The sequence below is a fragment of the Marinobacter sp. genome (genome assembly GCF_040904845.1).
Taxonomy (GTDB): Bacteria; Pseudomonadota; Gammaproteobacteria; order Pseudomonadales; family Oleiphilaceae; genus Marinobacter.
This window is the reverse complement of record NZ_JBBDSR010000053.1, coordinates 14173-39693: the sequence shown is the minus strand read 5'-3', so window position 1 is coordinate 39693 and position 25521 is coordinate 14173. Positions and strand designations below refer to the sequence as shown.

28 protein-coding genes are annotated in these 25521 nt (G+C 57.3%); 18 read left to right on the top strand and 10 right to left on the bottom strand.

The annotated features are described in order from the left end of the window. Nucleotides 1–5: 5 nt before the first annotated feature. Complete coding sequence (gene clpS / locus WD429_RS06385; RefSeq protein ID WP_368421343.1) at nucleotides 6–368, bottom strand: ATP-dependent Clp protease adapter ClpS; 363 nt, start codon at nucleotides 366–368, stop codon at nucleotides 6–8. A gap of 347 nt (nucleotides 369–715) precedes the next feature. Between clpS and cspD the strand changes: the two genes are divergently transcribed. The 8 genes from cspD to WD429_RS06345 all read left to right on the top strand — a co-directional run bounded on the left by cspD (nucleotide 716) and on the right by WD429_RS06345 (nucleotide 7572). Continuing rightward, the gene (gene cspD, locus WD429_RS06380) at nucleotides 716–1030 is read left to right on the top strand and encodes a cold shock domain-containing protein CspD (protein ID WP_368421342.1); all 315 of its coding nucleotides are present in this window, start codon (nucleotides 716–718) and stop codon (nucleotides 1028–1030) included. Between the two features lie 80 nt (nucleotides 1031–1110). Beyond that, the gene (locus tag WD429_RS06375; protein ID WP_368421341.1) at nucleotides 1111–1707 is read left to right on the top strand and encodes a pseudouridine synthase; all 597 of its coding nucleotides are present in this window, start codon (nucleotides 1111–1113) and stop codon (nucleotides 1705–1707) included. Beyond that, on the top strand, nucleotides 1704–2153 hold the full coding sequence (locus WD429_RS06370; protein WP_368421340.1) for an NUDIX hydrolase: 450 nt from the start codon (nucleotides 1704–1706) through the stop codon (nucleotides 2151–2153). The genes WD429_RS06375 and WD429_RS06370 overlap by 4 nt, the downstream gene beginning before the upstream one ends. Before the next feature lie 48 nt (nucleotides 2154–2201). After that, nucleotides 2202–3356, top strand: coding sequence for a tRNA 2-thiouridine(34) synthase MnmA (gene mnmA, locus WD429_RS06365; protein WP_368421339.1), 1155 nt, complete (start codon nucleotides 2202–2204; stop codon nucleotides 3354–3356). Then, complete coding sequence (hflD, locus tag WD429_RS06360) at nucleotides 3353–3997, top strand: high frequency lysogenization protein HflD (protein WP_368421338.1); 645 nt, start codon at nucleotides 3353–3355, stop codon at nucleotides 3995–3997. Before mnmA ends, hflD begins: the two co-directional genes overlap by 4 nt. 74 nt (nucleotides 3998–4071) lie before the next feature. Then, a complete protein-coding gene (gene purB / locus WD429_RS06355) occupies nucleotides 4072–5439 on the top strand; it encodes an adenylosuccinate lyase (RefSeq protein ID WP_368421337.1) in 1368 nt (455 codons plus the stop codon). Between the two features lie 16 nt (nucleotides 5440–5455). Further along, nucleotides 5456–6607, top strand: coding sequence for a cupin domain-containing protein (locus WD429_RS06350; RefSeq protein WP_368421336.1), 1152 nt, complete (start codon nucleotides 5456–5458; stop codon nucleotides 6605–6607). Continuing rightward, complete coding sequence (locus WD429_RS06345; protein ID WP_368421425.1) at nucleotides 6607–7572, top strand: GNAT family N-acetyltransferase; 966 nt, start codon at nucleotides 6607–6609, stop codon at nucleotides 7570–7572. The genes WD429_RS06350 and WD429_RS06345 overlap by 1 nt, the downstream gene beginning before the upstream one ends. Here WD429_RS06345 and WD429_RS06340 read toward each other — a convergent pair. Then, nucleotides 7561–8571, bottom strand: coding sequence for a LysR family transcriptional regulator (locus WD429_RS06340; RefSeq protein WP_368421335.1), 1011 nt, complete (start codon nucleotides 8569–8571; stop codon nucleotides 7561–7563). The genes WD429_RS06345 and WD429_RS06340 overlap by 12 nt on opposite strands. 227 nt (nucleotides 8572–8798) lie before the next feature. On the opposite strand from WD429_RS06340, the gene WD429_RS06335 reads away from it, so the two are divergent. Beyond that, on the top strand, nucleotides 8799–9575 hold the full coding sequence (locus WD429_RS06335; protein ID WP_368421334.1) for a hypothetical protein: 777 nt from the start codon (nucleotides 8799–8801) through the stop codon (nucleotides 9573–9575). A 56-nt stretch (nucleotides 9576–9631) separates the two neighbouring features. Then, complete coding sequence (locus WD429_RS06330) at nucleotides 9632–11629, top strand: ATP-binding protein (RefSeq protein ID WP_368421333.1); 1998 nt, start codon at nucleotides 9632–9634, stop codon at nucleotides 11627–11629. On the opposite strand, the gene WD429_RS06325 is transcribed toward WD429_RS06330, so the two are convergent. Next, nucleotides 11580–12047: a MarR family winged helix-turn-helix transcriptional regulator gene (locus WD429_RS06325; protein WP_368421332.1), complete on the bottom strand. Its 468-nt coding sequence runs from the start codon at nucleotides 12045–12047 to the stop codon at nucleotides 11580–11582. The genes WD429_RS06330 and WD429_RS06325 overlap by 50 nt on opposite strands. Before the next feature lie 3 nt (nucleotides 12048–12050). Continuing rightward, nucleotides 12051–12539 carry a glutathione peroxidase gene (locus tag WD429_RS06320; RefSeq protein WP_368421331.1) on the bottom strand — a complete coding sequence of 163 codons (489 nt, stop codon included), beginning with the start codon at nucleotides 12537–12539 and terminating at the stop codon, nucleotides 12051–12053. Nucleotides 12540–12717: 178 nt separating this feature from the next. On the opposite strand from WD429_RS06320, the gene WD429_RS06315 reads away from it, so the two are divergent. Beyond that, nucleotides 12718–13932, top strand: a complete 1215-nt coding sequence (locus WD429_RS06315) for a pyridoxal phosphate-dependent aminotransferase (RefSeq protein WP_368421330.1) — start codon at nucleotides 12718–12720, stop codon at nucleotides 13930–13932. Nucleotides 13933–13945: 13 nt separating this feature from the next. After that, on the top strand, nucleotides 13946–14440 hold the full coding sequence (locus WD429_RS06310; protein WP_368421329.1) for a hypothetical protein: 495 nt from the start codon (nucleotides 13946–13948) through the stop codon (nucleotides 14438–14440). 53 nt (nucleotides 14441–14493) lie between these two features. Here WD429_RS06310 and pdxB read toward each other — a convergent pair whose 3' ends face one another. From pdxB to WD429_RS06295, 3 genes are read right to left on the bottom strand one after another with little or no spacing between them, the layout of a single operon-like run. Next, nucleotides 14494–15648 (bottom strand): 4-phosphoerythronate dehydrogenase PdxB, encoded by a 1155-nt coding sequence (gene pdxB, locus WD429_RS06305; RefSeq protein ID WP_368421328.1) that lies wholly within the window; start codon nucleotides 15646–15648, stop codon nucleotides 14494–14496. 59 nt (nucleotides 15649–15707) lie between these two features. Then, nucleotides 15708–17003: a DEAD/DEAH box helicase gene (locus WD429_RS06300; protein ID WP_368421327.1), complete on the bottom strand. Its 1296-nt coding sequence runs from the start codon at nucleotides 17001–17003 to the stop codon at nucleotides 15708–15710. 6 nt (nucleotides 17004–17009) lie between these two features. Beyond that, on the bottom strand, nucleotides 17010–17561 hold the full coding sequence (locus tag WD429_RS06295; protein ID WP_368421326.1) for an elongation factor P hydroxylase: 552 nt from the start codon (nucleotides 17559–17561) through the stop codon (nucleotides 17010–17012). A gap of 175 nt (nucleotides 17562–17736) precedes the next feature. Here WD429_RS06295 and dsbD point away from each other — a divergent pair, with 175 nt between their 5' ends. After that, nucleotides 17737–19611: a protein-disulfide reductase DsbD gene (gene dsbD / locus WD429_RS06290; RefSeq protein ID WP_368421325.1), complete on the top strand. Its 1875-nt coding sequence runs from the start codon at nucleotides 17737–17739 to the stop codon at nucleotides 19609–19611. Here dsbD and tusA read toward each other — a convergent pair. Beyond that, a complete protein-coding gene (tusA, locus tag WD429_RS06285; RefSeq protein ID WP_368421324.1) occupies nucleotides 19592–19831 on the bottom strand; it encodes a sulfurtransferase TusA in 240 nt (79 codons plus the stop codon). The genes dsbD and tusA overlap by 20 nt on opposite strands. A gap of 89 nt (nucleotides 19832–19920) precedes the next feature. On the opposite strand from tusA, the gene WD429_RS06280 reads away from it, so the two are divergent. Further along, entirely contained in the window at nucleotides 19921–20205 is a 285-nt protein-coding gene (locus tag WD429_RS06280) for an antibiotic biosynthesis monooxygenase (RefSeq protein WP_368421323.1), read from the top strand. 14 nt (nucleotides 20206–20219) lie between these two features. Here WD429_RS06280 and rlmM read toward each other — a convergent pair whose 3' ends face one another. Together rlmM and WD429_RS06270 are read right to left on the bottom strand one after the other, a co-directional pair. Further along, nucleotides 20220–21299, bottom strand: coding sequence for a 23S rRNA (cytidine(2498)-2'-O)-methyltransferase RlmM (rlmM, locus tag WD429_RS06275; RefSeq protein WP_368421322.1), 1080 nt, complete (start codon nucleotides 21297–21299; stop codon nucleotides 20220–20222). A gap of 110 nt (nucleotides 21300–21409) precedes the next feature. Then, the gene (locus WD429_RS06270) at nucleotides 21410–22087 is read right to left on the bottom strand and encodes an alpha/beta fold hydrolase (RefSeq protein WP_368421321.1); all 678 of its coding nucleotides are present in this window, start codon (nucleotides 22085–22087) and stop codon (nucleotides 21410–21412) included. 238 nt (nucleotides 22088–22325) lie between these two features. On the opposite strand from WD429_RS06270, the gene ccoN reads away from it, so the two are divergent. Genes ccoN through ccoP form a run of 4 tightly spaced genes read left to right on the top strand, consistent with a single transcriptional unit; the run spans nucleotide 22326 to nucleotide 25458 of the window. Then, nucleotides 22326–23756, top strand: coding sequence for a cytochrome-c oxidase, cbb3-type subunit I (ccoN, locus tag WD429_RS06265; RefSeq protein WP_368421320.1), 1431 nt, complete (start codon nucleotides 22326–22328; stop codon nucleotides 23754–23756). Between the two features lie 15 nt (nucleotides 23757–23771). Continuing rightward, nucleotides 23772–24380 carry a cytochrome-c oxidase, cbb3-type subunit II gene (ccoO, locus tag WD429_RS06260; RefSeq protein WP_368421319.1) on the top strand — a complete coding sequence of 203 codons (609 nt, stop codon included), beginning with the start codon at nucleotides 23772–23774 and terminating at the stop codon, nucleotides 24378–24380. Nucleotides 24381–24385: 5 nt separating this feature from the next. Next, nucleotides 24386–24571: a cbb3-type cytochrome oxidase subunit 3 gene (locus WD429_RS06255; protein WP_368421318.1), complete on the top strand. Its 186-nt coding sequence runs from the start codon at nucleotides 24386–24388 to the stop codon at nucleotides 24569–24571. Next, entirely contained in the window at nucleotides 24568–25458 is an 891-nt protein-coding gene (gene ccoP / locus WD429_RS06250; RefSeq protein WP_368421317.1) for a cytochrome-c oxidase, cbb3-type subunit III, read from the top strand. The genes WD429_RS06255 and ccoP overlap by 4 nt, the downstream gene beginning before the upstream one ends. Nucleotides 25459–25521: the final 63 nt, after the last annotated feature.

Here is a 25521-nt window from a genome sequence, read left to right as displayed (position 1 = left end):
GTCTATCAGTCCGCACGTTCAATCTCGCAAAGGAGCGGTTGTTCGCATTCCGAAGAATACTGGTTCACCTGTGCTGCCTTTGTTTCCGCGATGTCACGGGTATATACCCCACATACGGCTTTTCCTTGCGTATGGACGAGCAGCATCACCTGCGTCGCCTTTTCTTCGTTCATGCCGAAGAAGGTCATCAATACTTCCACCACAAAATCCATTGGGGTGTAGTCGTCGTTCAGCAGCACCACGCGAAAGCGCGCAGGGCGCTCCAGGGCGGGCTTTTCAGGAGCGACGCTCAAGTCATCCTGATGCCCTGGCTGCTGTTCTTCATCCCCCTGATTAAATACTAGTAGAGAATTCTCGATAGTCCTCATGATTGTTTACCGGAAATCGGTACCCTTGCCTGTAAGATGGTTGTGAGTCACCTCGTTTTCAAGCCAACAGGCTGAACGAGCGTGCACTGGTTAACATTCTGCGATGATACCGCCTACAGACCCCATTCAACCATACATTACGACAATGTCCGCTATTGACTCAGGGGCAATATTGGTCAACAGTACAGTTGCACTGTAAAATAATGTAAATCTATGTAATGTTATTGTATCTGTGAAGGCATCCGTATCAGATAACACGACATCACCCGTGCAAGGCATAACGCACGGCAATAACGCCAATAACGCCAATAACAGTGATTGACAGTGGAAGAACAGGGGAGTTCATCATGCCAAAGGGCAAAGTAAAATGGTTCAATAACGCCAAGGGTTACGGTTTTATCATCGAGGACGGTTGCAGCGACGATTTATTCGCCCACTTTTCCTCAGTACAGATGGACGGCTACAAAACCCTCAAGGCCGGCCAGGCGGTAACCTTTGACAAAAAGCCCAGTGACAAGGGCGTTCATGCGGTCAACATTGTGCCGGAAGAGCAGTCGCACAAACCCGGTCATGCGGCTTCTGGCCAATCGGCCGACGAGTCAGGTGACCAGAGCCGTCACGATAGCGATGTACAGGCCGAACCTCGCGCCGTCAACGCCTGAGATTTAACCGCCGGCCTCCTTGAGTTCCGCAAGTGCGGCCGGTTCTTTTCCTCGGTCCCGGCTTCCGTTACCCTCACGGAATGGCGACCCTTATTTTATTCAACAAGCCCTTTCAGGTTATGAGTCAGTTTACCGACTCCCGCCACGAGGGTATTCCCCGCGCGACACTCGCAGACTGGATCCCGGTTCCCGGGGTGTACCCGGCCGGCCGCCTCGACTACGATTCAGAGGGGTTATTGCTGCTCACGGATGACGGGCAGGTACAGAACAGCATTGCCTCACCCCGGCAGAAAATGCCAAAAACCTACTGGGTTCAAGTCGAAGGTCTGATCACGCCCGAGGCACTGACCGCGCTGAGAACCGGCGTGGCGCTCAAAGATGGCAAGACCGCACCCGCGAAGGCAAATCAATTGGCCGAGCCGGACATCTGGCCCCGTCACCCACCGGTACGTCACCGGGAATCAATACCGACATCCTGGCTTGAACTGACCATCACCGAAGGAAAGAACCGCCAGGTACGCCGGATGACCGCAGCCGTTGGCTTCCCTACCCTTCGCCTGATCCGCTATCGGATCGGGGATTGGAGTCTGGATCAACTTGCCCCAGGTGACTACCGGAAGCTCAGTATTCACGCGCCCGCTGCAAAGCGCACAAACCGGAGACGATCCAAGCCATGACCTGGACACCTCATGCCACTGTGGCGGTTATCGTCGAAGACGAGCAAGAACGTTACCTGCTGGTTGAAGAAGTCAGCGGTGGCCTGGTGGTTTTCAATCAACCTGCCGGCCATATCGAAGAAGATGAGGCGATACTGGACGCCGTGCGCCGCGAAACTCTTGAAGAAACCGGCTGGGAGGTGGAACCCACCCATTTCCTCGGGCTGTATACGTACAAAGCACCGGCTAACGGCGTGACCTACTACCGCTTCTGCTATTCCGCCAGAGCACTCCAAAAAGTCTCTGACCGCCTCGACGATGGCATCCTCGCCACACACTGGCTGAGCTTCGGCGATATCGCCGAGCTCGGTAATCAACTCCGTAGCCCGCTGGTGCTCAGATGCATAGAAGATTACCGAAACGGGCGGCGCTTCCCGCTGGATGTGATCGTCGACGCTGAGACGTAACCGGCCAACAATGGTAAACTTCGGCGCTTTGAGCAGCACGGTTCAGCTATGACACACGTTCCCGAAAATACCCGCGTCATTGTCGGCATGTCCGGCGGCGTTGACTCCTCCGTCGCGGCCTGGCTGCTGAAAGATCAGGGCTATCAGGTCGAAGGCCTGTTTATGAAAAACTGGGACGAGGACGACGGCACCGAATACTGCACCGCCATGACCGACCTCGCGGACGCCCAGGCGGTCGCCGACGTTATTGGCATCCCCCTGCACACCGCCAGTTTTGCCGCCGAGTATTGGGACCGCGTGTTCGAACACTTTCTGTCGGAATACGGTGCTGGGCGCACGCCCAACCCGGACATTCTCTGCAACAAAGAGGTCAAATTCCGGGCGTTTCTGGATTACGCGGTGACCCTGGGCGCTGATTATATCGCCACCGGTCATTACACCCGCCAACGCCCGCTCCAGGACGGTTCCGGCAAAGCCGAGCTTCTCAAGGGGCTGGACCCCAACAAGGATCAGAGCTATTTCCTGCATGCGGTGTCCGGTGACCGGATTGCCCGCACGCTGTTTCCTGTCGGTGAACTTGAAAAGCCAGAGGTTCGCCGGATTGCTGAAGCCCAGGGCTTTGTGACTCACGACAAAAAAGATTCCACCGGCATCTGTTTTATCGGCGAACGAAAATTCCGCGATTTCCTCAAACAGTATCTGCCAGCCCAGCCCGGGAACATTGAAACCCCGGATGGCAAGGGCATCGGTCGCCATCAGGGGCTGATGTACCACACCATCGGACAACGTCAGGGCCTTGGCATTGGTGGCCTGAGCGAATTTGGTGACGAGCCGTGGTACGTGGCAGAGAAAGACCTGAGCCGGTACGTTCTGGTCGCCGTTCAAGGCAAGCACCACCCCCTCCTGTTTTCCCGGGGCCTGGTCAGCGGCCCCATTGACTGGATCGCCGGGGAGGCACCCGCTGACACCTTCCGTTGCAAGGCGAAAACCCGTTATCGCCAGCCTGATCAGGACTGCACCGTTACCCGCAGCGAAGGCGGCGTCACCGTGGTATTCGACGATGCCCAGCGCGCTGTCACACCCGGCCAGTCCGTGGTGTTCTATCATGGCGAGGTTTGCCTGGGTGGCGGTGTCATCGAACAGACGTGGCGAGACCACGAGCCATTGCCCGCAAAGGCTGTGGTGGGTGGAGAAACCGCATGAGCCGAACCCTGTATGACCAGACCATTGCCCTGGCAGGTGTGTTTCAGGCTGCTGCCCAGGTTCAGCAAGTGGCTCATAATGGCCAATGCGCGGAGTCCAGCTTTGAGACGTCCATACGTTCTTTGTTCGCCACGGACCCAGAGACCACCCTGGATGTTTATGGCGGTGAACTGAAAGATCTGCGCGAAGGCCTGACCACGCTGGCGAATGTCCTGAGCCAGCAAAGCAAGCAGCAGGATGTTCAAGTGCTGCGCTATGCGCTGAACCTGGTTCATCTGGAGTCCAAGCTCAACCGAAGCAAGGACATGATGTCCATCGTTGGCAACCGGATTGACCAGGCGCGCCACACCGCCAGCCACTTTGGCTATCTCCACAGCAACCTGATTGCCAACCTTGCCTCGGTGTACGCGGACACCATCAGCACTTTCCGGATGCGCATTCAGGTCACCGGGGAACCCACCATCCTGCAACAGGAAGAAAATGCCGCACGGGTGCGAGCCCTGCTGCTTGCCGGCATCCGCTCCGCGGTGCTTTGGCGGCAGAGCGGAGGCCGTCGCTGGCAGCTTATCTGTAACCGCCGCAAGGTCATCGCGATGGCCCGGGATCTGGCAGAGAAAGCGAACCGGGCGGTTTACGACTGATTCGCACCTGAGGGTGGTGTATCATAGTCGCCATTCTGTATTGACCCATTCTTTGATGATTTGAGAGGTTTTCGATGGAACTCACCGCCCTGACCGCCATTTCCCCGGTCGACGGACGTTATGGCAGTAAAGTCAGCGTTTTCCGGGATATTTTCAGTGAATATGGCCTTATCCGGAACCGGGTGACCGTTGAAATCCGCTGGTTGCAGAAACTCGCCGCCCACCCGGATATTCAGGAAGTCCCCCCGCTCTCTCCGGAGGCGTCAGCCTTTCTGAATCACATGGTCAGCGAGTTCAGCCTGTCAGACGCGGAGCGCATCAAGGACATTGAGCGCACCACCAATCACGATGTCAAAGCCGTCGAATACTTCATCAAGGAAAAAATTGCCGACGTGCCGGAGCTGCACGCGGTCACCGAGTTCGTGCATTTTGCCTGCACCTCCGAGGACATCAACAACCTGTCCCACGCCCTGATGTTGCGTGAGGGCCTGGATCATGGCCTGGTGCCGGCCATGGAGCGTGTTGTCGACAAGCTTGGCCAGCTCGCCCATGACCACGCCGAGCAACCCATGCTGTCCCGCACCCACGGCCAGACCGCATCGCCTTCAACAGTCGGCAAGGAACTGGCCAATGTGGTGCACCGGTTACGCCGCCAACTCAAACAGATTCATGCCACCGAATTGCTGGGCAAAATCAACGGCGCGGTTGGCAACTACAACGCTCACCTTTCCGCTTACCCGTCGGTCAACTGGGCGCAGAATGCCAAAGAGTTCATCGAAAGCCTGGGGCTGGACTGGAACCCCTACACCACCCAGATCGAACCCCACGACTACATCGCTGAGCTTTACGATGCCATTGCCCGCTTCAATACCATCCTGATCGACCTGGACCGGGATATCTGGGGCTATATTTCCCTCGGGTATTTCAAGCAGAAAACAGTGGAAGGCGAAGTCGGCTCTTCAACCATGCCCCACAAAGTCAATCCGATCGATTTTGAGAATTCCGAAGGTAACCTGGGCATCGCTAATGCGCTGTTCAGCCACCTCTCCGCCAAGCTGCCGATTTCGCGCTGGCAGCGGGATCTGACGGATTCCACCGTACTGCGCAATCTGGGCGTCGGCTTCGCCCACAGCCTGATTGCCTACGAGGCCTCCCTGAAAGGTCTGGGCAAGCTGGAAATCAATCCGGCACGTCTGGACCAGGATCTGAACCAGGCCTGGGAGGTGCTGGCCGAACCCATTCAGACCGTCATGCGCCGCTACAACATCGAAAAGCCGTATGAAAAGCTCAAGGCCCTGACCCGTGGCAAAGCCATGACGCCGGAAGTGATCCAGCAGTTTGTCGAGTCGCTAGAGATTCCCCAGGCGGCCAAGGATGAGCTGATGGCACTGACACCGGGCTCCTACATCGGCAACGCCATCGACCAGGCACAAAACATCTGAAATCAGGGCACGCGCTATGGAACTGCTTGGTGGCCGCACGGCGGCGGATTTTCTAAGAGATTACTGGCAGAAGAAACCGCTGGTTATCCGCCAGGCGTTTCCCGATTTCCAGTGCCCGGTAAGCGCTGATGAGCTCGCGGGGCTGGCCTGTGAAGAAGGTGTGGAATCGCGCCTGGTGATTGAAAAAGACGACGGCAAACCCTGGCAGATGCACAACGGTCCTTTCAGCGCCGAGCGGTTCAGCGAGCTTCCCGAGCATGACTGGACCCTGCTGGTGCAGGGGCTGGATCACTGGGTGCCTGAAATTGCGGATCTGCTGGAGCATTTTCGCTTTGTGCCCAATTGGCGGCTGGATGACATCATGGCCAGCTACGCGCCAAAAGGCGGCAGCGTCGGCCCCCATTTCGACCAGTACGACGTGTTCCTCCTGCAGGCCGAGGGCCATCGCCGATGGACCTTTGGTGGCCACTGCGATCACACATCTCCGCGGGTGGAAGGCACACCACTGCGCATCCTGAGCAGTTGGGAGGGAGAGGAAACGGTCACCCTCGCCCCCGGGGATATGCTCTACCTGCCGCCGGGTGTTGGCCATCATGGCGTGGCGGAGGATGATTGCATTACCCTCTCGATCGGGTTTCGTGCACCAACGGTGGACGACCTTCTCACCGGCTTCACCGACTTCCTCTGCAGCCAGTCCGATGCCGGTGATCACCTCAACGATCCGGACCTTCAGGTTCAGGACAACCCCGGCACCATCGCGCCAGGTGTTATAGACCGGCTCGAGGCCGTCATCCATCGCAAACTGTCCGACCGCCGCCAGCTCTCGCTGTGGTTCGGGCAATACGCCACCGCGCCCAAAAGCATGGACATTGTGGTGCCGTCGGACGAACCGATTGCCCCGGAAGTCCTCCGCGACCTGATCCAGGAGGGTGCCCAGTTGCGCTGGAACGAAGGCTCCCGCTTCGCCTGGTATGATCTCGGTGAGGAAAGTGCTCTGTTCGTGGACGGTGAACAATACCTTCTCAAGGGTGACGCCAAACCCCTGGCACCACTGATCTGCGCGGGCGCGCGGATCGATATGGAGGCGCTGGCGGCACTGGCAGGGGACCCCGCCATCAGCGGCCTGCTCAGCCATCTCTACAACCACGGTTCTGTCTACTTCGAATGATGCCGTTACGCATACGCAAGTACAGTTGGCAACTGGCACCGGGACCGGTACGCGATATACGGCAACAGGTGTTTGTCGAAGAGCAGCAGGTGCCCCCGGAACTGGAATGGGACGCAACGGACGAGATAGCCGATCACTTTCTGGCGGTTGACGCCAGTAACCAGCCGGTGGCCACCGCACGCCTGTTTTCCACACTGGGCGAAACCGCCCATATCGGGCGCATGGCGGTGCTGCCGTCCTGGCGTGGCCAGGGCATTGGTGAAGCGATGCTTCACCACCTGATCCAGGAAAACAGCGGACAGTTCAGTGAATTCCGGTTGTCCGCCCAGCAACACGCCATTCCGTTCTATCAGCGGTCCGGCTTCCATGTATGCTCCGAGCTCTATGACGACGCCGGCATTCCACACGTGGATATGCGCTGCCTGGCACCAGAGCTGGTAGCCCCTGAGCTGGGCAACCGACACTGCCCGCTGCTGCTTGGCGAAGACCAGAAATCCTGGGCATTCTCCTCCGAACATCTCATGATCACGCTACTGGACTCTCTGGCCGGGCAAGCCACCCAACGGCTGTGGCTCTATGATCGCTTGCTCGAACACAGCCTTTATGATCGCCATCAGTTCCGGGAAATTGTGTCCGCTGTGGCCCGGCGTCATCCACTCAGTGACATCCGCATTCTGATTCACGATGACAAGCCGCTGATCAAGCGCCGGCATCGGATAATTGAACTGATGAAACGGCTGCCAAGCCGGATAGAGCTTCGCCTGGCGAATGAGGATTACCCGCTAACGGACCAACCGTTCGTGCTCGCGGACCGCGAGGGCGTGCTTTATCGACACGATTTCTACACGCCCGAGGGCTTCGCCAGTTTTTCCGACGGTGGCAGGGTCAGGTTGCTGGGGGAAACGTTCCATCGCATGTGGGACACCGGGCAACGTTCGCTCGAACTCAGGGAGTTACCGCTCTGAGTGGTGAACACCGGGGATATCGGCGGATTCAAACTGGGCACCAAACGGCGCAAATTCGGCGTCCACCTCGCCAGCCACTTCCGCAATCAGCTTTCGCAACCATTGGTGGTCAGCGTTGTGCTGCAGCAGCGGGCTCCAGGCCATTTTAAGTTCAAACGGCGGTATCTCGAACGGTGGCACTTTGACGACCAGGTGCGCGTTGTCCTTTTGCAACCACGCCGCCCGAGACGGCAAGGTTGCGATCAAGTCGTGCTGCTCGGCCAGCAACATAGCCACCTGATAATGCCGGGTAAACACGGAAATCTGGCGCTTGCGCCCGATCAGCGACAGCGCTTCATCGACCCACCCCAGGCGTTGCACATCCTTGGGATTGACCCCCACGCCCACACCAAAGCCGGTTTTACTGACCCAGATGTGGCTGGCATCAAGGTAGGTGTCCAACGTGAACGGCTCCCTGAGTATCGGATTACGCGCGTTCATCAGGCAGGCAAAATATTCGGTCCAGAGGGTTTTTTGATGGAACGACTGGGGGATCTTGTCAAAGCGGTTGATCGCCATGTCCAGACGCCCCTGCTCCACATCCAGGAAACTGACATCACTGGGCGTTAACACATCCAGGGTAACGTGAGGGGCTTCCTGGCGAATACGCCTTAATACCCGGGGCATGAGGCAGGATTCCGCATAATCACTGGCCATGATACGGAACACCCGCTGGCTATCCATTGCCGAAAACGGCGTTTTTTCCTGAACCGCCTGTTCGATATCCGACAGTATGCCCCGCACCAGCGGCTGCAGTTCCCGCGCCCGCTCCGTTGCTGACATGCCTTCACTGGTTCGCACCAGCAAGGGGTCACCGAACAGGTTTCGCAATCGACGCAGGCCGTTACTCATCGCCGGCTGGGTAATGCCCAGGTGATTGGCGGCCTTGGTGACGTTCCTTTCCCGCAGAAGAACATCCAGGTACACCAGTAGGTTGAGATCAACCCGGGAAATGTCCATTAAACGACTCCAGACCGCATTCATTCACTGTGCCAACGCCACAGTATTCATTTCGGTAATCTACAGCATCCAACGAATTCACGAAATCAATATAATCCGGGAACCTTTCACATTTCTAAACGGATACGCTTACGGTTTTCTGCTAGTCTTTCGGTTACTTGCGGAAAGTGCGGGCTTATGCCCGGTGCCCCGCCATTCGTCCAAAAACCGGAGTCGTCGCCACAGATATGGATACCGTTACCATCGTCCTGATACTTGCCGCCCTCGTTGCTGCCTCAATCATCATCATTGTGACGATTCAGATGCGGGAACGCGCCAAGATTGAAAGGGCAAGACGAATTGCCGCGCAGGAAGATCAGTACAACCGCGCAAGCCGACTGCTGAACGAAATTCCGGGCCAATACCTGACCGCAGACCTGAAGCTGCTAATGATCAAACGAATGGAGGAAGCCTGCCGCGATCTGAACTCCCTGAACGCCAGCCTGCCCACCCGTCAATGGCTGGAAACCACACAGCAGTTGAAAAGCCAGATCCTGGAGAACACCGACCAACGCGCCCCGGTGAAAATCGATTCCCCTGAAAAGTCCAATTACGTGAAAGAGCTGTTGCAAAGCCTGTTCAAAATGATCGAGGGCATGCACAAAGCTGGCAGGCTGGACAACGCGGCTGCCAAAAAGAATCTCAAGTATGTGCTGTTTCTGATTCATAAAACCCACGCCGACCTTCACGTTTTCCAGGCGAGGGACTTCGTTCGTCAGAATCAGATCCGCAAGGCCATCCACGCCTACCATCTCGCCAGTACGGAGCTGGGTAAGTCCAAGGACCACCCACTGGCGATGAAAGCGGTGAAAAGCTTCCGCACCCGCATTAAAGAGCTTGAGGCCATGAGTACCGACGGTGATAAAGCGTCGGACAGTCAGGAAAGCCAATCCAAACTCGACAAGGAATGGGATACCTTCCTTCATGATGACGAATGGAAGAAGAAAGCCGATTACGATGAGTGACCAGGAACTTCCCATTCGCCCATGAATTTGCGTCCAGACAGGGATTGTAAACACTGGTGACCAGGCTATTTCGCAAACGACTCTCTTTTCGCCTGACCCGTGATACGGTGTTGGTGGCGATGGCATTGGGGCTTGTCCTGAACGCGGTACAAGTCACCCTGGATTATTTCAGCGCGCGCGACTCCATGGAGTCAGAGATTCGGGCTCTGATCGAAATCAGCCACAGCCCGGCCTCGCAGATCGCCTACAACATCGACGTTCGCCTTGCAGAGGAGCTTCTCGACGGCTTGCTGCGCCACCCAGCAACGATTGACGCCCGGATCATCGACAATGACGGCCATACCATGGCTGCCGCCAGTCAGAGCAGCCCGGTCTCATCTTACCGCTGGATCAGTGACGCCCTGTTTGGTTCAAGCCGCACGTTCAGTGACGAGCTGCGGGTGCGCCAACTGGCCGACCTGTCACTGGGCACTCTGGCGCTAACGATTGATACCTATCATTACGGGCTGCTGTTCCTGGAGCGTGCCGGCTACACCCTGCTCAGCGGGTTTTTCAAAAGTCTCATTCTGTCTGTGGCCTTGCTTGGCATCTTCTACTTCGCCCTGACCCGCCCGATGATGAACGTGATCAACGCGCTGAGCCGGGTACAGGCCGACAGCCCGGAGAAAGTCCGCCTGCCCATCCCGACTAACCACCAGGAAGACGAAATCGGCACCATGGTGGGTATCATCAACCAGCATTTGCAAACCATTGACTCCAGCCTTGCCCAGTTGCGGCTGGCCGAAAGTGCCATGAAAAATTACTCCGCACAGCTGGAACGGGAAGTCGATGACCGCACGCGGGAAATTTCTGAAAAAAATGAGGCTCTGCAGCGGGGCAACCGCGCACTGGTGAAAGCCAAGGAAGATGCTGTGCGCCGGGCCCGCTCTCGAGCCAATTTTCTGGCAAGCATGAGCCACGAAATCAGAACGCCGCTCAATGGCTTGCTGGGTATGCTGGGGCTGACCCTGGAAGGTGACCTGAACACTGAGCAGCGCAACCGTCTCGACATCGCGCTGAACGCCGGCCAGGGCCTTTTAGGCTTGCTGAATGACATTCTTGATATATCCAAGGTGGAAGCGGGCAAACTCAGCCTGGAAAACATTCCGTTCAGCGTCCGCAATCTTATTGAAGAATGCGCAATGCTGCACGACCAGCAAGCCGGCAAGAAACAGATCAAACTGATTACCGAGATCGACCAGGAGTTGCCGCGCATGTTCCTGGGCGACCCGACCCGGACACGCCAGATTCTCAACAACCTGCTGAGCAATGCCATCAAGTTCACTGAAGACGGCAGTGTGAGCCTTCGCGCCAGGCGTATCGGTGGCAATCTGCAGCTCGACGTGATCGATACCGGCATCGGCATGAGCAAGGAAGGACTGCACCGGATTTTCTCACCGTTCTCCCAGGCTGATACCGACACCACCCGCCTCTATGGCGGTACAGGTCTGGGGCTGACACTCTGCCGACAGCTAGTCGAGCGCATGCATGGCCAGATTATGGTGGATTCTGAAGCGGGGTCAGGCACCCATTTCACCGTCACGCTACCTCTGCCTGTCTACGAACAGACCCGGCACGACCCCGCAACCGCTGCGATAGCCGAAGACAGTGCCACCCCCACGCCAAGGTTGCGTATTCTTCTGGTCGAAGACAATCAGGTTAACCAGCTGGTTGCCAGCAGTCTTCTGCGCAAAATGGGCCACTCAGTGGACCTGGCGGAAAACGGCAAGCTGGCGTTGCAGGCATTGGGCAAGAAACACTATGACATGGTGCTGATGGATTGCCTGATGCCGATCATGGACGGCTATGAAGCCACAAGCCAGATCCGGAAAAATCCGGCGTGGCAATCTCTACCGATTATTGCCATTACCGCCAATGTCATGCAGGGGGACCGTGAAAACTGCCTCGCGGCCGGCATGAACGATTACATCACCAAACCCTATAACCGCAATGACTTGAAAACGGTTATAGATCGCTGGGCTCCGGATTCTCCAGTTCGGCAAGAACCGACCTGAGCTCGTCCCTCAGCGCCAGCAACCGGTCGGGCTCGACACCAGTCGCGCAAAGTAGCCTGGCCGGGATGGCCTTAGCCTGCTCCCGCAGGGCCAGGCCCGCCGGAGTAACCGCCACCATCACCACCCGCTCGTCCTGCTGCTCCCGAATGCGAGTCACCAACCCGCGTTCCTGCAGCCGCTTCAATAACGGCGTGAGCGTGCCCGAATCCAGGCGCAACCTGAGCCCGAGATCGGACACCCGAAGCCGGTGAGAGGCAGCAGCGGCTTCCCATAACACCAGCAACACCAGATATTGCGGATAGGTCAGCCCAAGCTCGGACAGCAAAGGCCGGTAGCGGGCAATCACTGCGCGGTTTGCTGCGTACAACGCGAAACAGACCTGACTGTCGAGGGCGAGCGTTTCCTCCTGCGCGGTCATCGTCTACAGCAGCTTTTCGATATCGGCGCGAATCGCTTCCGGCTTGCTCGTTGGCGGGTAGCGGCGAACAACCTGACCATCACGATTGACCAGGAACTTGGTGAAATTCCATTTGACCTTCTCTGAGCCCATCACACCCTTCGCTTCCTGCTTGAGAAAACGGTACATCGGGTGAGCCCCCGGACCATTGACTTCGATCTTGCCGAACATCGGAAATTCCACGCCATAGTTCAGACTGCAGAACTCGCTGATACCGTCGTTATCGGCCGGATCCTGATTCATGAACTGATTGCACGGGAAGCCCAGCACTGACAGCCCTTTGTCGCCCAAGTCGCTGTATAACGCCTGCAGACCTTCAAACTGAGGCGTAAAGCCGCACTTACTGGCGGTATTGACGATCAGCAGCACCTGATCGCGGTACTCACCCATGTCTTGCTCGCTGCCCTTGATGTCCTGAACCGTAAAATCGTAGATGCTTTGATGACCGCTCATAATCCTACCTCTTCTATTGCCCAACATTATATTGTGCACAATATAGTATTCGCACCGGAAAGTCCTGTTTGGCCACAATTCATCACATTTGCCCTGTTGCCGGGACGGCATGCTCCGCTAGAATACGGGACTGATGTTATTAAATTTTTCCGGTATCGGGTCAAGGAAACCAGGGTCTATGCAGAACTACAACAAGTCCGCCAAACTGGATAATGTTTGCTATGAGATACGTGGCGTAGTTCTGCGGGAAGCGCGTCGCCTTGAAGAAGAGGGGCACCGTGTACTGAAGCTGAACATCGGCAACCCCGCCGCTTTTGAGCTGGATGTTCCGGAAGAAATTCAGCAAGACGTGATCTACAACATGCCCCAGGCTCAGGGCTATGTTGAATCCAAAGGTCTGTTCTCGGCACGTAAGGCCGTGATGCATTACTGCCAGCAACGCGGTATCGATAAAGTCGACATTGACGACATCTTTCTCGGTAACGGTGTCAGCGAACTGATTGTCATGTCCATGCAGGCGATGCTCAATACCGGTGATGAAGTCCTCATTCCTGCTCCGGATTACCCGCTGTGGACCGCTGCTGTGACGCTGTCCAGCGGCAAGCCCGTGCACTATCACTGCGATGAAGCACAGGACTGGTTCCCGGATATCGATGACATCCGCAAGAAAATCACCAGACGTACCCGGGCGATCGTGTTGATTAACCCCAACAATCCGACCGGTGCCGTGTATTCCACGGAATTGCTGGAACAGGTCATAGAACTGGCGCGGCAGCACAACCTGATCATTCTGTCGGACGAAATCTACGACAAGATTCTGTACGACGGCACCGAGCACGTACCCACCGCCTCGCTGGCCGATGACGTTCTGTTTTTCACGTACAACGGGCTGTCAAAGAACTACCGCGCCGCCGGTTACCGCTCTGGCTGGATGATTATCAGCGGGGCCAAGCACCGCGCCCGCGACCTGATCGAAGGCATCGAAATGCTGTCGAACATGCGGCTGTGCGCCAACGTGCCCGCGCAGCTCGCCATCCAGACCGCACTCGGCGGGTATCAGTCCATCGATGACCTGGTCAGCCCCGGCGGCCGTCTCTACGAACAACGGGAAACAGCGTGGCGATTGCTTAACGACATTCCGGGCGTCAGTTGCGTCAAACCCAAGGGCGCGCTCTACCTGTTTCCCAAGCTGGACCCCAAGCGCTTCCCCATCGTCAACGACGAGAAGCTGGTACTGGACCTGCTGCTGCAGGAACGCATCCTTCTGGTCCAGGGCTCGGCGTTCAATATCAGTGACCGACAGCATCTGCGCGTCGTTTTCCTGCCAAGGGTAGATACCCTGGAAGACTCGATGAAGCGACTTGCGCATTTCCTGTCGACCTACCAGCAGTAACCGGTGCCCGACCATGGCGGATATTCACATAGAAGAATTTTACAAAGACGCGGCGATAGCGCTGTTACAGCTCTACAACAGCTTTCCGAGGCGCATCAACCTGTTTGTGGAGGACATTGCCGGACCCGATGAACCGGACGAGTTCGGCCTCCACAGCAAACGCCATATGGCCTGTTTTGGTGCCCTGCTCTGGCTTGAGGAAGAAGGCCTGCTGCGTTACGTCGATACCATTCGCCAGGAGGCGCTGGATCAGGCCGTGCTGACCCGGGACGCCTTTGTGCGCCTGAGCACCCCCGCCAGCGGCACCCTGCTCTCAGCGCCGGACACTCACTCTCCAATGGTAGCTGATACGCTGCCAGAGTCCGTTCGACAGGACCTGTCCACGCACATTCACCTTATCCGCAACGCACTGCGCAGCGGAAGCTCCTCCTCGATAACCAGGGTTATGCAGGGCACCTTTTTCAATAACGCCAGGAACGAAACTTCTGGCATGGCGAGCGATCATTAAATCCGAGTTAAGTGCTTGAAACAGCTAGGGCGCTCCAGAGCGCGAGCCTGTGATCAGATTTTCAGCTTGAAGCCCAGGGCGCGGAACGTGTCCTGAAGCGACTTGCTAGTACCCTTGAGCTGAATTTTTACGCTGGAGCATTCCCTGCGTATCGGATAGCTCTTTCTCAGGCGGTCAAAGGCCCGGGCCCGCTCGTCGGTGGGCAACTCCATTGTCAGCCTCAGGCGGGCATCGTCCCGGCGAGGGTCGTAACAGGATCGCATGGCAATATTGCCAGCGTCCGTCTCGTCAGCCGAACTGGTGAAGCTGAGCTTACTCAGAGCGGGCTCAGGCAGATACTGCCCGGCTTTTTTCCGTACCGGCAAGCCCAGAAAGCGGCAAAGAGACTGATACACCATCTCGGTACCCTGCACTTTGCCTTCCAGGCTGTAACCGGCAATATGAGGCGTTGCCAGCCAAACCATGTCCACCAGCCGTGGGTTAATGCCCGGCTCCTGCTCCCAGACGTCGAGCACCACCGTCGGGGCGTTGGCTTCCTGCAATCGCTCAAGCAACGCCGCCTGATCAATCACCTCTCCGCGGCTGGTGTTGATCAGCAACTGGCCGGTGGTCAGCCTGTCCAGCGTGTGGCTATCAATCATGTGGAAGGTGGCGTTCGCCGAATCCCGCGTTAAGGGTGTGTGAAGCGAAATGACATCACATTTCAACACCTCGTCGAGGCTGCAAAACGCCTCTTCGCTGCCGTCTTCGCGCTCCTGCCTCGGCGGATCGCACAGGCGGACGGCAAACCCCAGCTTTTCAAGCTTTCGTGCCAGCTCACTGCCCACATTCCCGGCACCGACGATGCCCACGCTGAGAGTTTCCCAGTCGTCCCGACCCTGTTTTTCGGCATAGAGCGACAATACCGATAGCACATACTCGGCAACGCTGTTGGCGTTACAGCCCGGTGCTGCTGAAAAGGCAATGCCCCGGGATTTGAGCCAGGGAACATCAACATGGTCTGTGCCAATCGTCGAAGTGCCGACATACCGCACCCGGCTGTCTTTCAGTAACGCTTCGTCGACGCGGGTCACTGACCGGACCAACAGAATGTCGGCGTCATTGACGTCGTCGGGAGACAGGGTTCGTCCGGATACACGGCGTATATCGCCGATGTCTCCGAAGAAGGAGTCCAGAAGAGGAATGTTCTCGTCCGCTACAATCAACATGGTCTGGCTGGTCCGTCTGGTCTGATGTCTGTGCGTTACCTGTCTGGTTTTTCCAAACTCTAGCTTCTGCGCTGGCGTGCCGGGCGTCCGCCCTGGCTCCGCCCGCCCTGACCGCGATTGCCCTGCGAGCGGCGACCGCCACGCTTGCGGGTGATCGGCGTGTTGGGCATTTCTCCCATCAACGCTTCATCGGGCACCGTCGTTTTCAGTTTCTGGCTGATATAGGACTCAATCGCCGGTAAGGAGAACGCATCATCCTCGCTGGCGAAACTCACCGACACCCCGTTTTTGCCTGCGCGCCCGGTACGACCGATTCGGTGTACATAATCCTCCGGGTTTTCCGGAAGGTTGTAGTTGAAAACGTGAGTCACACCGTTGACGTGGATGCCACGACCGGCCACATCGGTGGCGACCAGCACCTGTATGTCACCGTTCTTGAACTGCTCGAGTGTCTTGAGACGCTTATTCTGGGGAATTTCGCCCGACATCAACGCCACTTTAACGCCCTGATTGCGGAGATCTTCATCAAGATCCCGGCACTGATCTCTGCGATTGGCAAAGACAAGGGCTTTCTCGACCTCGGGGTTTTTCAGATAGTTGACCAATACCGGCAACTTCTCCTCTTCACCAACCAGATAAACAGCCTGCTCGACCCGCTCCGCGGTTTTCTGATCGGGCTCGATCTCCACAAATTCAGCGTTGCTCGTCCACATGGACGCAAGATTCAGAACATCCTGATTAAAGGTCGCGCTGAACAGCAGGGTCTGCCGTTCGTCTTTGGGGGTGCATTTGCGGATGATGCGCTTGACGTCAGGGATGAAGCCCATGTCGAGCATGCGATCAGCTTCATCCAAAATAAGAATGTCGAGCTGATCCAGAAACACATCCTGCGACCCGAGGAAATCAATCAGCCGGCCAGGGGTGGCCACCAGTATGTCGACCACTTCGTTTTGCAGCTGGCCTCGCTGCTTGTCGTAGTTCATGCCGCCCACCACCGTAACCACGTTGTGGCCGGTGTAGCCACACAGTTGTTCAGCGTCCTTGGCGATCTGCATGGCCAGCTCCCGTGTAGGGGCAAGCGCCAACACACGGGGCTCGGAGGCCAGGCGATCCCCCTCAGGCACCGGGGTCTCCAGCAGGCTCTGAATCGCGGTGATCAGAAAGGCCGCCGTTTTACCGGTGCCGGTCTGTGCCTGGCCAATCAGGTCTTGACAGGCCAGTGTGAAAGGCAGGGTTTCGGCCTGAATCGGCGTGCAATGTTCAAAACCGATATCGGTAATGGCGTCGAGCAGGCGCTGATCGAGGTTAAGATCCTTGAACAGCGTTTTGCCGGTATCATTTGAATCAGATGTCATAGATATTCAGTCTTCCTTTATGTCGGGAGCGGAATTGAAGGGAAACATGCGCCGGGTCTCTTCGTGCCAGGCGTTCTCAAACGTTCCTCCAGTTCCATAAAATGACCTCAGCGTATCCACGAATGCCCGGGCTCGGGCCGGCATGTCACGCTCAAGGTAACTGCCGGCCTGTGCCCACACCTTGCGGCAAAAGCCCGTTTCATCCACTGCACCCTCTCCGGAGAGATTGTCCACACTGATATGAAAGCGCGAGCCAGCCGCGACGGCAAAGAGCCATTCAAGGGCCTGAGGTTTCACCTCAACCTGCTCAAATGCCTGTTGCTGAGACACGGAGCGGCCATCGGGGCAGTACCAGTAACCGTAATCCCGCAGTGTCCGGCGACGTTTGCCGGCAATGCACCAATGGCTGATCTCATGCAGGGCGCTGGCGTAATAGTCGTGGGCGAAAATAATCTGAGCAACACCACCGGCGTCGGAGCCGGGTAGATACTCGGGCTCATCGCCGCCTTTGACCAGGACCGTCCGGGCGTTTTCCCGGAACAGGTCATTGAATAGCATGATAAGATCGTCTGGATTGTGATTCATTGGGTGGCTATTGTGCGACTTTAAACCATTCAATACCAGAGGGAACTTTAGGATGCCGGCCCGGTCCATTGCTTCCTGACGGCCGCTGTACCGGCGACTTCCCGGCCTGCTGCTAAATGAAAACACCGTTCTGGACCCGATGCGTATTATGACCGAGTTTGATCAATCCAAAGCACGCTCCCTCCCAGACGCCCTGCTCTATCGAGGCATCCTGACGCTTCTGTTTCTGGCGTTTTCAACAACGGCCTGGGGCTTCGGCAATTCGGGCAACGGCCTGTTCGGCAATAGCGGGGACTTTCTCCCGGTCGACGAAGCACTCCCGTTCAACTATACCACCGAGGCCGATGGCGTGGTTCTGTCATGGAACGTCGCGCCTGAACACTATCTTTACAAGACCCGGGTGGCGGTTGAATCGACCGTCGACGGCGTCGTGATCGGCGAACCGGAATTCTCGCTTGAGGGCACCACCACCGAAGATGAATTTTTCGGCGAGGTCACCGTCTTTTACGATCCGGTAGAGGCCCGGGTATCGGTTGAACTGCCAGAGGGCGTTCATGAGGCTGAGCTGCAGGTAACCTATCAGGGCTGCGCGGAAGCCGGCCTGTGCTACCCACCGCAAACACAGACCGTGCTGTTCTATCCGGGTAATGGCGGCAGCACCAGCCCGGACAACGACAGCAGCATCACTGGCACCGCCACCGCTGCGGATGCAAACACGCAGTCGGCCACCGGTCTTGCCGGCTTCCTGTCAGAGCAATCCACGCTTGCCATTGCGGCCGTGTTCCTGCTGCTGGGACTTGGGCTGACCTTCACCCCCTGCGTACTGCCGATGGTGCCGATTATTTCGTCGCTGGTCTCTGGCCGGAACACCCGTTCTTCCGCCCACGCTCTGGTGCTCTCCGGCAGCTATGTGCTGGGCATGGCACTGACTTACGCGGCGGCCGGCGTCATTACCGGTTTGCTGGGTGCCAGCTTTAACCTCCAGGCACAGCTACAATCGCCCTGGGTTCTGGGTGTGTTTGCGGCGTTTTTCGCGCTGTTTGCCCTGTCCATGTTCAACGTCTTTGATCTCCAGTTACCACGGTTTATCCGCGAGCCCCTGAATGACGCCAGCCATCGCCTGACAGGCACCCGGGTTATCAGCCTCTTTGGCATTGGCGCGTTATCGGCATTGATCGTGTCTCCCTGCGTGTCCGCGCCTCTGGCGGGTAGCCTGCTCTATATCAGCACCACCCAGGATGCGCTCATTGGCGGTGTTGCCCTATTTTCACTGGGCCTTGGCATGGGCGTACCGCTGATCCTCGTGGCGATTGGCGGGCGTAAGTTTCTGCCCTCCACCGGGCCCTGGATGAATGTGGTCAAGGCGTTTTATGGGGTAATGCTGCTGGCGGTTGCAATCTGGTTGATCGAGCGTCTGATTCCGGCCTGGGCCGCGCTGACACTTTGGGGGCTGTTGATAGCCATCACGGGGGTGCAGCTCGGCGCTTTCGACGCGGCGAAAGCAGGCTGGGAAAGAACGCGCAAGGGTGCTGGCCTGGTTATTTTCGCCTATGGGCTCGCACTGCTGGCCGGTGCCATTGGTGGTGCCACGGACCCGTTACGGCCACTGGCACCCTACACCGCCTCAGTATCTTCCAGCGGAAACGCAAACGGTAACCACGCTGCGTTTGAACGGGTTAAGTCACCGGACCAAATCAAAAGCCTGATTGCCGAAGCGGGCCGGGAGGGCAGACCGGTCATGCTCGACTTTTACGCCGACTGGTGCATCTCGTGCAAGGTCATGGAGCGCACTGTGTTCAGCGACGCCACCGTGGTAGACGCACTCTCTCCTTACCGATTGCTACAGATCGATATGACGGACAACACCCCGGCCCAACAGGCGCTTCTTGATGAATTCGGGCTCTTCGGCCCACCCGCCATCCTGTTTTACTCAGCCGATGGCAGCGAGCTGACCAACGCCCGGGTGTTGGGCGAAATGAACCGGGACGAGTTTCTGGATCACGTCAGTTCCCTCGGCGGATGAAGAAGTAAAACTCTTGTCCTGACGCCTCGCTGTGAACCAGCGGGTGATCAAGAAACTGACAGAACCGGGGAATGTCCCGGGTTGTCGACGGATCGGTTGCCACTACTTTAAGCACACCGCCAATGGGCACATCGGTAATACGATTGTGCAGCATCATGACCGGTTCCGGGCAATACAGCCCGCGGGCGTCGAGCTCTCCGTCAAATTTTATGGTTTCCAAAACTGGTTCTCCATTTTCCGCTCAGCGGCATTTCTGGAAATACATGCTAAATTATTGTTTATAGCTGTCAAAATTGTATGAGGTAAACAATGATCCGGGTACTGATTGAACGTCATATTGCTGAAACTCTTGAATCCGCCTATGAGGAACGCTCGCGCAAGGTGCTGCAGCAGGCCGTCAGCGCACCAGGGTTTGTCTCCGGAGAAACGCTGGTCGATGCCAGCGATCCGAACCACCGCCTGACACTGGCGAACTGGCGCTCTGCCTCAGACTGGGATCAGTGGTACCGCTCCGAGGAACGTAAGGCGTTGCTAACGGAACTGAAACCGATGATGGACCAGGACGAGGTGATCACGGTTCTCGAGCAAAGCTGACCGTCGCCCCGCACTTATTGGTCCAAACATTCGATGAAGCAGGTGATTTCCTCACGGTCGTGGTAGAGGTGGCGAGCCCTGAGCCGAAAGCGGCGGCCGGTGTCAGCCAGGCCGGCGTGAATAATGTCCCGGCAAATTACCCACTCATCGTATCGCTTTTTCATCGGCAACTTCAGATTGAAGACCGAGAACCGGCATAAGCCGTTCCCCAGCCAGTCGACCACCATGTGTGCGGTCCGGCGCGGGTGGTCCACAATATCGCATACCATCCAATCCACCGCTCGCTTGGGTTTCCAAAAATAACCGTCGGCCCCGACGTGCTCGACTTGCCCGGTCGCCATCAGGTCAGCATTCATGGGCCCGTTGTCGACCGCCGTCACCATCATGCCCTGTTGCACAAGCTGCCAGGTCCAGCCGCCCGGTGCAGCACCAAGGTCTACCGCTCGTTTACCGCCACCCAGGTAGTCCAATGCCTGATCCAGCGGCAGAAACACTTTCCACGCTTCTTCCAGCTTCAGCGCGGAGCGGCTTGGTGCCGACGCCAGCAATCTCAGCCTGGGAATGCCCCCGACATAGCGGGCGCGATTATCCCCCATACTGATCCCCACCAGCGCTTTGTCAAAACTGAGCAACAGGACATCAAGCCGGGCTGGTGCCGCAGCGTTCGCATCCGGCTTCAGCAGCCCAGCTCCCCGCAACCCCCGGGACAAGGGAGGCATCCATTTGCGGGCGAAATTGCCCAGATCACTGTCCGGATTGTTTTCCAACAACCTGATTTCCACGCGCGCGCAGTTCGGGAACCCCGACGTGACGGACCTCAATTCCTCGACTACCGCACCCACGCGATCAGCCACCGGCAGGTTGACCTCGGCAAGGCCAATTATCCAGTCTCTGACAAACACCAGCTCATCCAGACTCAGACGGCGCAGCAGGATTTCCGGGCCTTCCGGTCCGGTCAGGTAAAACAACAGATACCCCTGACTGCCTGCGGGCTGAAAATACCCATAAACGCCTTTGGCCGCAGCGGCATCGGTGAGCTCTCGGCCAGCCTCGGTTTCAAAGCCTGGCCGGCAAAATAGAATAACGTATTCCATGACGATCCTTTTTCACGCGTCTTTGACGTCACCTTCTGGCAATCCGGCGTGGCGCAGACCCGGGTACTCACCACCGGCGACAAGCACCCGTTTCTCTCGCGGTGCATAGACTACCGGTATTTCCTGCTTCCCGTCACGCTGGCGACCTCCCGTTTCATGAAAGAGGTGGCCCAATCGGCCGCGTGCGCCACCAGATCTGACCGAGACTCCGGCTGCCTTGCCAGAGGCTGGAAGTCGTGATCCCCACCCTCAAGCCAAAGCCACTCCAGCTTCCCGCCGGGGGCCAGCTCACGTTCTACCTCTTCACGCTTACCAAAGGGGTCTCGACTACCCTGGACAATGCCCACGGGGCACCAGAATTCACTAAAGTGGTCGATACGCCACCGGTCTGGTTTACCAGGTGGGTGGAAAGGGTATCCAAAGGCGATGGCACCGCGGTGCTTACCCCTCAGTCGGGAATCCGCTGCGAGCATGGTCGCCATCCGGCCGCCCATGGATTTCCCGCCGATGAACAACGGGCGTCCTGCCAGTTGCCCGTTGGCCACGTCGTCGAGCACCCGCTCATAGCTCTCGATCAATACTGCCTGGCGATCAGGCGGTCTTTTATTGCCACCCCTGCGTCGCTGGGCCATATAAGGAAACTCGAAGCGGACGGTGGTTACACCGTGCCGGTTCAGCCCCCGAGCCAACTCTGTCATAAAGGCCGAATCCGCAGGTGCACCAGCGCCATGAGCAAGGATAAGCACCGGGCCGTCGGGATCATTTCCATTGTCCGTAAAAAGGTCCATTCATTTCACCTCAACTCTATGTACTTCTACTATTACAACATGGCCTGTCCGATACTTACCGGACAGTATAAGTCAATGCTGTAAAGCACTGATAATCCGGCGTAGAAAAGCAACGCATGTCACTGATTCGGGCCCATTTTAACGGGCTTTCAGAGTTGACCTGTGTCATTGCAAAGCGCTAATGCTTTCTCCATACTTGCGCCCGCATATTTCCCACTCTAAATCCACTGGTAAGGCTATGAGCACAGTAAATGCAAACCTGACATACAACTACAAGGTGGTGCGGCAATTCGCCATCATGACGTTGGTCTGGGGCATTGTCGGCATGGGCATGGGGGTACTGATCGCATCCCAGCTTGTCTGGCCGTCCATGAACCTTGACCTACCCTGGACTCACTTTGGCCGGCTCAGACCGCTCCACACGAACCTGGTCATCTTCGGGTTTGGTGGTTCAGCCCTGTTCGCCACCTCCTATTACGTGGTGCAGCGTACCTGTCAGGCCCGCCTCATTTCGGACAGCCTGGCAGCGTTTACCTTTTGGGGCTGGCAAGCGATTATGGTCGCCGCCATCATCACCCTGCCAATGGGTTTGACCTCAACAAAAGAATACGCTGAGCTTGAATGGCCAATCGACATCGCCATTGCGATCGTGTGGGTGTCTTACGCTCTGGTTTTCTTTGGCACCATTACCAAGCGCAGCACGCCACACATTTACGTCGCCAACTGGTTCTACGGTGGATTCATCCTGACCGTGGCCGTGCTGCATATCGGCAACAACCTCGCACTGCCGGCCACAGCGTTCAAGTCTTACTCCGCCTATGCGGGTGTCACTGACGCCATGATGCAGTGGTGGTACGGCCACAACGCCGTGGGCTTCTTCCTGACCGCCGGCTTCCTGGGCATGATGTACTACTTCGTTCCGAAGCAGGCAAACCGCCCGGTATACTCCTACCGTCTGTCCATTGTTCACTTCTGGGCGCTCATCGCGACTTACGTCTGGGCCGGTGGCCACCACCTGCATTACAGTGCATTGCCTGACTGGGCCCAGACTGCTGGCATGGTGATGTCGCTGATCCTGCTGGCACCATCCTGGGGCGGCATGATCAACGGTATGATGACGCTGTCCGGCGCGTGGCATAAACTTCGCACCGACCCAATCCTGCGCTTCCTGGTGGTGTCCCTGTCGTTCTATGGCATGTCGACCTTTGAAGGCCCGATGATGGCGATCAAAACCGTCAATGCGCTGTCCCACAACACCGACTGGACCATTGGCCACGTGCACTCCGGCGCACTTGGCTGGGTAGCGATGATCAGTATCGGTGCTATCTACCACCTGATCCCAAAACTCTGGGGTCTGCCGGCCATGTACAGCACCGGGCTGATCAATGTGCATTTCTGGCTGGCGACAGTCGGTACCGTGCTCTACATCGTGGCAATGTGGGTCAACGGCATTATGCAGGGCCTGATGTGGCGCGCCGTAAACCAAGACGGCACGCTGACTTACAGCTTTGTCGAATCGCTTGAAGCTTCCTGGCCTGGCTATCTGGTCCGCTTCATCGGCGGTGCAATCTTCCTCGCCGGCATGCTGGTCATGGCCTACAACACTTACATGACCGTTCGCCAGAAAGACGCCGTCGCACAGGACAACGCGGCAGCCCAGCCGGCGTAACGGGAGACCATCACGATGAAACATGAAATTATAGAAAAGAATATTGGTCTGATGATCGTTCTGATCATTCTCACCATCAGTGGCGGGTTCCTGGCGGAAGTGGTGCCGCTGTTTTTCAACAAGCAGACCAATGAGCCGGTCGCGGGCCTTGAGCCACTGTCCGCACTGGAGCTGGAAGGTCGCGACATCTATATTCGCGAAGGCTGCCACGTGTGCCATACCCAACAGATTCGCCCCTTCCGTGCCGAAACCGAGCGCTATGGCCACTATTCCGTAGCGGGTGAGTTCGTCTACGACCGTCCGTTCCTGTGGGGCTCCAAGCGCACAGGGCCAGACCTGGCACGTGTGGGTGGTCGCTACTCCGATGCCTGGCAACGCCAGCACCTGTTCGACCCCCGCAGCGTGGTTCCCGAATCCAACATGCCGGCGTTCCCATGGCTGTTTGAAGACCGGGTAGATCACACAGACACAGCAGCAAAACTGGAAGCACTGCAAACCCTGGGCGTGCCCTACACCGATGAGCAGATTGCGGAAGCATCGGCCAATGTTGAGGGCACATTCGAAATTGAAGCGCTGCTGGCCTATTTGCAGCAGCTGGGCACAGTGATTTCTGAGAAGCGGTGATCCCTATGGATTTGAACGAGTTACGCGGCATTCACACGCTGATCATCATGGCAATGTTTCTCGGCATCGTCTGGTGGGCCTACAGCGCCCACCGCAAGAAACCGAACGACGAAGCGGCGCACCTTCCCTTCGACGATGACGAGGTGGAAAAGCGTACTCTTGAACAGGAAAAAACGGAGAAAAAGCAATGAGTACCTTCTGGAGCATCTGGATCAGCGTGATCGTGCTCGGTACTATTTTCGGGTGCTGGTGGCTGCTTATGGCAACCCGCAAAGGCCAGACCACCGACACCGAAACAGACCGGACCACTGGCCATTCCTTCGATGGCATTGAAGAGTATGACAACCCGCTGCCGAAATGGTGGTTCTATCTCTTTATCGCCACCTGTGTGTTCTCGTTGGGCTATCTGGCGCTCTACCCTGGCCTGGGCAATTTTCAGGGCCTGCTGGGTTGGACCTCGACCAATCAGTGGGAAGCGGAAGTACAACAGGCCGACGCTCGTTACAGCGAACTCTACGCCCGTTATGGCGACACGCCGGTTCTCGACCTGGCAGACAACGATGACGCGATGAAGATGGGCCAGCGCCTGTTCGCCACCAACTGCTCCGTCTGCCATGGTTCCGCGGGGCGTGGTTCTCTCGGCTTTCCGAACCTGACCGACGACGACTGGCTTTACGGTGGAGAGCCCGAGAACATCCTTTCCACACTCCATGATGGCCGCAATGGCAATATGCCGGCCAAGGGTGTTATGCCCAGTATGAGTAACGATCAGGTCGATCAGGTTGTCAATTATGTGCTGTCGTTCAGTGACCGCGAAAGAGACGCCGACGCGGCTCAAGCCGGTGAAGACGTCTTTGCTCAAGCCTGTTCAAGCTGTCACGGTGCCGACGGTAAAGGCAACCAGGCACTCGGCGCACCCAACCTGACCGACAATGTCTGGCTTTACGGTTCCACCTATGACTGGATTCGTGAAACCGTGGTCAATGGCCGCCAGAACCAGATGCCGGCGCAGGGAGATCGCCTCTCGGACGACAAGATCCACATCTTGGCTGCGTACGTCTACAGTCTGTCCAACTGAGTACAAGGCCGGAATTCAGGTTCCGGCCCGGTCTGCTCAACTCTGTGTCTGCCTGCGGGCACA